At 29.1% G+C, this 7,172-nt stretch carries 5 protein-coding genes; 4 read left to right on the top strand and 1 reads right to left on the bottom strand.

All coding sequences use genetic code 11. From position 1 onward, the window contains the following. Positions 1 to 105 precede the first annotated feature (105 nt). The 4 genes from FWJ34_RS16805 (at position 106) to cbiE (ending at position 6,921) form a co-directional block, all read left to right on the top strand. Positions 106 to 3,276 (top strand): PAS domain S-box protein, encoded by a 3,171-nt coding sequence (locus FWJ34_RS16805; RefSeq protein WP_308256498.1) that lies wholly within the window; start codon positions 106 to 108, stop codon positions 3,274 to 3,276. Between the two features lie 140 nt (positions 3,277 to 3,416). Then, on the top strand, positions 3,417 to 4,769 hold the full coding sequence (locus tag FWJ34_RS16810; RefSeq protein WP_308256499.1) for a diguanylate cyclase domain-containing protein: 1,353 nt from the start codon (positions 3,417 to 3,419) through the stop codon (positions 4,767 to 4,769). A 249-nt stretch (positions 4,770 to 5,018) separates the two neighbouring features. Then, positions 5,019 to 5,630: a dephospho-CoA kinase gene (gene coaE, locus FWJ34_RS16815; RefSeq protein ID WP_308256500.1), complete on the top strand. Its 612-nt coding sequence runs from the start codon at positions 5,019 to 5,021 to the stop codon at positions 5,628 to 5,630. Positions 5,631 to 5,676: 46 nt separating this feature from the next. After that, a complete protein-coding gene (gene cbiE / locus FWJ34_RS16820) occupies positions 5,677 to 6,921 on the top strand; it encodes a precorrin-6y C5,15-methyltransferase (decarboxylating) subunit CbiE (RefSeq protein WP_308256501.1) in 1,245 nt (414 codons plus the stop codon). On the opposite strand, the gene FWJ34_RS16825 is transcribed toward cbiE, so the two are convergent. Continuing rightward, positions 6,850 to 7,172 (bottom strand): glycine radical domain-containing protein (locus FWJ34_RS16825; RefSeq protein WP_308256502.1); only part of this gene is annotated, 323 nt, incomplete at its 5' end. The two genes, cbiE and FWJ34_RS16825, sit on opposite strands and share 72 nt — an antisense overlap.

Genomic DNA, 7,172 nt, shown 5'->3' on the forward strand with positions numbered 1-7,172 from the left:
TCCCTATCCTCACCGAGAATTGATCATAGAGATGCAAGATCTAAGTATAGATTGATTTTATTGATTGTTATAATCTTTAGAAAAGAAATCATTGTTGATGAGCTAATGAGAAGTTATTTTAATAGTAAAAAATTCCAACTAACTCTGATTAAATATAGTATTTTTCTACCTATTTTAACGGGTTTTATTGCCGTATTAGTGATATTCGGATGGATTTTTCACCTTGATTCATTGGTGAGAATTTATCCTCAATTAGCCACCATGAAGTTTAATACAGCTTCATGTTTTATTTTATTAAGTATTGCTAGTTTATTATCATCTAAATTTTGTTTTTTTGAAGGATCAAATAACACCGTTTCATTATCTCAAAATAAGGTTATAAAATCTATTATTAATTTCTTAATGGTATTGGTGTTGATTATTGCTGTTTTAACATTAATTGAATATTTGTTTAATTTCAACATCGGTATTGATGAATTATTCATTAAAGATACTTTTGAAAATACTAATGGTATTGGGGCAATAAAAATACTTAAAGGAAGAATGGGATTGAATACAGCTATTTGTTTACTGATATTAGCTTTAATTCAATTATCCCTCAATTTTCCCCGTCCTAATTATTGTTCTATTCAACTTTTTTCTTTAGTGGTTTTTTTTATTGCTTTACTTGCTTTTTTAGGTTTAATTTACAATGGTGCTTATTTTACTAACGTAGAATCTTATGTAAATATGACATTATCTACTGCACTAAATTTAATCATGTTCAGTCTCAGTATTTTATTTCGTTATCCTCAGTTTGGGATCATGAAAATTATTGTCAAAGACACTTATGGAGGTGCGATCGCCCGAAGTTTGTTACCAATGATAATAATATTATCACCTTTTTTATGTGGATTAGTTTTAATCGGTTATCAACAAAATCTTTATAGTATAGCTATGGGATTTAATCTTTTAGCCATTACTTATATAATTACTTTTAGCTTTATAATATGGCAAAATTCTTCTATTTTAGATGGTATTGATTTTAAACGGAAACAAGCAGAAGATTTGTTGAAGAAAAAACAGCAAGAATTAATTAAACAAAACGAGTCTTTAGAAATATTAAATCAACAATTACAAAAAGAAATTATTAAACGTCAAGAAATAGAAATCATCTTAAGAGAAAGTGAAGCACAATATTTAGCCATCATAGAAGATCAAACGGAGTTAATTTGTCGTTTTCTTCCTAGTGGGATAATGTTATTTGTTAATCAAGCCTATTGTAATTATTATGGCATTGATCGAGAAAAAGTCATTGGCAATAAATATCAACCTGTTATTTATTCACCAGATTTAGATAAAATTCAGCAAATGCTTGATTCACTTTGTTTAGAAAATCCCGTCGCAACCATCGAACATCGTGCTATTGTTCAAGGGGAAATTCGTTGGATGGAATGGACAAATAGAGCCATTTTTGATCAAGAAGGTAATTTTATTGAGTTTCAATCTGTAGGTAGAGATATTCACGATCGCCAACAAGCGGAAATTAAAATACAACAACTCAACGAACAATTACAATCATTACTGGATAATGCACCTTTATCTATCAGTTTATTTAACTCTAAAGGTAAGTATTTACAAGTGAATAAAACTTTGAGCCAGAAACTTAATCTACCTTCAGAAGAAATTATTGGCAAAACCTTTCAAGATTTATTTCCTCCATCTGTATATAACATTTTTCAATCTCGATTAGACATTTTAAAAAATACCCTTAAATCTATAGATGTAGAAGATCAAATCATAATTAATAATCAAACAAAAATATTTCGTACTATTCTTTTTCCCGTACTTAAAGAAAATAATACAGATCAAATCTTTTGGGCGATCGCCTATGACATTACTGAGCAAAAACGAATAGAAGCCTCATTAAGGGCAAAAACTGAAGAATTAGATCGTTTCTTTTCTGTTGCCATTGATTTATTATCTATTTCTAATCTTGAGGGAGATTTTCTGCGAGTAAATAGTCAGTGGCAAAAAACCTTCGACTACACGATACAAGAACTAGAAGGAATGAGATTATTAAACTATGTTCATCCAGAAGATTTAGAAAAAACTAATATTGCAATCTCAACTTTAAAAAATAACGAACCAATAAATAATTTTGTTAATCGTTATCGTTGTCGTGATGGTTCATACCGTGATTTAGAATGGCGATCGGTTCGTGTAGATAACCTTATTTATTCTGCGGCGAGAGATATAACTAATCGTCTTCAAGTGGAAAATCAACTTCGGAATTACGAAAAAATTGTTGCTGGAACATCAGATGCCATCGCTTTAATAGATAAAAATTATATTTATCAAGTAGTTAATGAAAAATATTTATATTTACATCAAAAATCCCTCTCAGAAGTGATTAATCACCCCATAACGGATATTTTAGATCCCGAACTTTTTGCTAATATTTTTAAAACTAAAGTAGATCAATGTTTATCAGGTAAAACCATTAATTTTGAAATATGGTATGATCATCCAATAACCAAAAATCAATATTTAAGTATTACTTATTCCCCTTCTTATCAATTAGATCACAATATCTCAGGTATAGTAGTGAGTATTCGTGATATTACTCAAGTAAAAATCATTGAACAACAAATACAAGCATCACTGCACGAAAAAGAAGTTTTATTAAAAGAAATACATCATCGAGTTAAAAATAATTTACAAATAATCCATAGTTTATTAAATCTTCAATCTCGATCGATCAATAATCCTTCAATCTCCATAAAATTTCAAGAAAGCCAAACTCGTATTCAATCTATGGCATTAATTCACGAGCATCTTTATCAATCAAATAATTTTTCAGAAATTAACTTATCGGAATATATCAATGAACTAATTAATATCTTATTTTCTACCTATCAAATAAATACTTTATCTATAGAATATCAAGTAAAAGTAGAACAAAATTTCTTCTTAGATATAGATTCCGCAGTACCTTGTGGTTTAATCATTAATGAATTAATATCTAATGTTCTTAAATATGCCTTTAATAAAAATCAAAAAGGAAAATTATTTGTGGGTATTACCGCCGATAAAGAAAACAATTTAGTTTTAACAGTTGCTGATAATGGTAAAGGTTTACCCCCAGATTTAAACTGGGAAAAAAGCCCTACTTTAGGATTAAAATTAGTTAAAAATCTCATTCGTCAACTAAGAGGAAACATTGTCTTAGACAGAGAAGAAGGAACAAAATATACTATAACCTTAACTAGTATAAAAGGAAGTCCTGCAAAATAACTGATAACTATACTTGTTAGTTTGAAAATTGTTGAAAGTCTTAAATATAAAGATCCTTTGAAGATTTAGATCCCTCAGTTTAAGCACTCATAACTCTGATAATTGCTATAATTTATTTAACAAATATAACTTATTATTTCATGACAAATACAACCAAAAATACGACTACAAAAATATTAATTGTGGAAGATGAAAGTATTGTCGCTGAAGATCTACAATTAGTATTGCAAGATTTGGGGTATGATGTTCCTTTATTTGTTGATTCTGGGGAAGATGCCATCGAAAAAGCCCTAGAAATTAAACCCAATTTAGTGTTAATGGATATTAAGTTAATTGGTAATATAGATGGTATTACAGCAGGAGAAAAAATCGTTGATATTTTAGACATTCCGATTATTTATTTAACCGCCCATGGAGATAAAACTACTGTGGAAAGAGCTAAACTAACTAAACCTTTTGGTTATATTCTTAAACCTTTTACTAAACAAGAATTACGCATAGGTATTGAAATAGCTCTTTATAAATATAATATATATCAAAAATTAAAGCAAAATACTCGTTGGTTAACTACCATTCTCAATAGTATTACCGATGGTGTAATTGTTACTGATACCAATGGTTATGTGACTTTTATTAATCCCCTTGCTGAAAAAATTACAGGTTGGTCTTTAACTTCAGCTATAAATCAACCCCTTACTTCCGTTTTTAATCTCATTGATGAAAAGACAAAAACTAGCCTTGCTTCTTTTCTAACTAAAATAATAGAATCTGGTGACTTTGTTCATTTACCTGAATATACCTCCTTAATTAGTAAAAATGGTACAGAAATTCCCATTTGCAATCGAATTTCTCCTATCAATAACAGTATTAATCTTAACTATATCAATAATTTTATGGGAGAATCTACTGGTACAGTTTTAGTATTTACAGATGACACCGCAAGAAGGATAGCCCAGCAAGAATTAAAACGTCAAGCCTTTTACGATTCCTTAACTAATTTAGCCAATCGAGTTTGGTTTACCGAAAGACTTACAGATGCTATTGAAAGAGTGCAACGTAACCCAGAATATTTATTCGCCGTTTTATTTTTAGATTTAGATAATTTTAAGACCATTAATGATACTCTAGGACATTGGACGGGAGATCAATTATTAATAGGGGTAGCAAATCGTTTGTTAGAATTAGTACGCCCCATAGATACCGTAGCTCGTTTTGGCGGCGATGAATTTGCTATCTTATTAGAAAATGTAGCTGACCTGAAACAAGTTTGTAAAATTGCCCACCGTATTCAAAAAAGTTTAAGCACATCTTTTACTATCCAAGAAAAGATAGTATCTACCAATGCAAGTATTGGTGTTGTTTTAAGTTCCATGAATTGCAATAATATTGAAACTATCATCAAAGATGCAGATATTGCCATGTATGAAGCTAAACAGAAGGGAAAAGGAAGATGCGAAATATTCGATCTCTCAAAAGTAGGTAATAACGTTTAAATTTATTTCTAACTCTTTCAATTAGAATAAGTAGGTAAGTAAAATTAATTGTGGATTTTATTTTTCCCAAGCCCTTGACAACAATGCAAGGCAAGGGGTTTAAACCCTTTGTTATATCAAGTTCGGATGATCACTTATAAAACAAAATCCGTATTTTAATTTATGAGCTGAAATTTAATTATAACTGTTTAAGCGAACCTGATATTACCCATTGCCTATATACAATTAATTTTGCCCAAGTACTTAATTATGATTAAGAAAGAACAAATTATTATCGGCTTAACGGGAGGAATTGCGACAGGAAAATCAACAGTTTCAAATTATTTAGCCGAAAAATATTTAATACCAGTATTAGATGCTGATTTAATTGCAAGGGAGGCAGTAACAATCAATTCTCCCATTTTTCAAAAGATAGTTAATCGTTATGGGAAAAATATTTTATTAGATCAAGGTAACTTAAATAGAGAAAAATTAGGTAATATTATTTTTAATAATTATCAAGAAAAAAATTGGCTAGAAAATCAAATACATCCTTTTGTTAGAGATTCTTTACTATCACAAATGAAAAAATTATCGAATCCTATTATTCTTCTATCTATTCCTTTACTTTTTGAAGCAAAGATGACTAATTTAGTTACTCAAATTTGGGTAGTTAATTGTAATTTTGCTACTCAATTAAGCCGTTTACAAAATCGCAATAATTTAACACAAGCCGAAGCTATCTCTCGTATTAAGAGTCAGATGCCTTTAGCTGAAAAAATAAAACTCGCCGATGTTATTCTTCATAATAATCAAAATTTAACTGATTTATATAACCAAATAGATATAATTATTATAAGTAGGTTTTATCAATATTTTTAAACCATTAAAATAACAGTATTTTAACTGAAACTATCAATGATCATTTATGGGTATCAAAATTGTGGGAATTGGTTTAGAAGGTGCGAATAGTTTAACTAATTCTATTTTAACAATTGTTAACAAAGCTACTGTTTTAATAGGAGGCGATCGCCATTTAAAATATTTTCCTAATCATTCAGCAATCAAAGTCAGAATTAATAACTTAGAGACAATAATTGATAAAATTAAAGAGTATCAAAAAACAGGAGAAAAAATAGTAATATTAGCAACAGGAGATCCTTTATTTTATGGTATTGGTAGAATATTAGTTAATAATTTTTTGCCTGAAGAATTAGAATTTTATCCTCATTATAGTTGTATGCAATTGGGGTTTAATCGGTTAAAAATACCTTGGCAAGATGCACAATTTATTAGTCTTCATGGTAGAGAGATTGATTCATTAATTCAAGGATTAAAAAAAGGTTATGAAAAAATAGCTATCTTAACGGATAACATTAACAATCCCTTAATTATTTGGCAAGTTTATCATCAACTAAAAACCGCTATAAAATATGATTTTTGGTTATGTGAAAGTTTAGGGAGTCAAGAAGAAAAAATTACTTTTATACAAAAAGAACAAGATCTAAATTTACAATCAATATCACCTTTAAATATAGTTATCTTAGTCAAAAATAATAATAATAATCAAGAATTTTTAGACTTGGATAAATTACCAATAATAGGATTAGCTGATAATCTCTTTAAAACTTTTCCAGATCAACCCGGATTAATCACCAAAAAAGAAGTAAGATTATTAATATTAGGAGCATTAGCTTTACAACCAAAACAAATAATTTGGGATATTGGAGCTGGTACTGGTAGTGTTTCTATCGAAATAGCTAGACTGGTAAATAGTAGCGAAATTTATGCTATAGAAAAAACTACTATGGGGATAAATTTAATAATCGAAAATTGTCAAAAATTCCAAGTAAATAACGTCACAATCATTCATAATAAAGCTGAAAAAGTTATCCAAAACTTACCTAATCCTCACCGTATTTTTATTGGCGGAAGTGGAGGCAATTTAACATCTTTATTAGACATAATCAAAACTAAAATTAATTCTGAAGGAAAAATAGTTATCGCTTTAGCTACCATCGAAAATTTAACCGAAGCCTTAGAATGGTTTAAAAAAAATTCATGGTTTTTTGAAATTATTAATACCCAAATATCCAAATCTTTAGCTATAGCTAACAATACTCGTTTTAATCCCCTTAATCCTGTTTATATTATTACTGCGAACTTTCCATAACAATCCATAAATAACTTGAAATCGCCAGTAGGAATTAGTTTGTGATAAACCTAAATTCTGCAATGCGTGATCTAAGCTATTATCTTCACTTTGATAATAAGCAAAAACTCTTGAGTTAATTTCAATGCCTAAACGCTTTGATATTAAAGCATTAGGCACAATGGAAAAAGTATAGGAGATGCCATCTTGAGCGTGTTCGTAGGGTAATTTCGCTACGGACTCCATAGAGGCGATCGCCCCTTTTGTATCTC

Origin of the sequence: Geminocystis sp. GBBB08 (genome assembly GCF_016743215.1) — a bacterium.
GTDB lineage: Bacteria > Cyanobacteriota > Cyanobacteriia > Cyanobacteriales > Cyanobacteriaceae > Geminocystis.

Excerpts from the sequence above, each read along its gene's own strand:
- FWJ34_RS16810 (WP_308256499.1), top strand. The coding sequence starts at position 3,417 with ATGACAAATACAACCAAAAATACGACTACAAAAATATTAATTGTGGAA.
- FWJ34_RS16805 (WP_308256498.1), top strand. The coding sequence starts at position 106 with ATGAGAAGTTATTTTAATAGTAAAAAATTCCAACTAACTCTGATTAAA.
- coaE (WP_308256500.1), top strand. The coding sequence starts at position 5,019 with ATGATTAAGAAAGAACAAATTATTATCGGCTTAACGGGAGGAATTGCG.
- cbiE (WP_308256501.1), top strand. The coding sequence starts at position 5,677 with ATGGGTATCAAAATTGTGGGAATTGGTTTAGAAGGTGCGAATAGTTTA.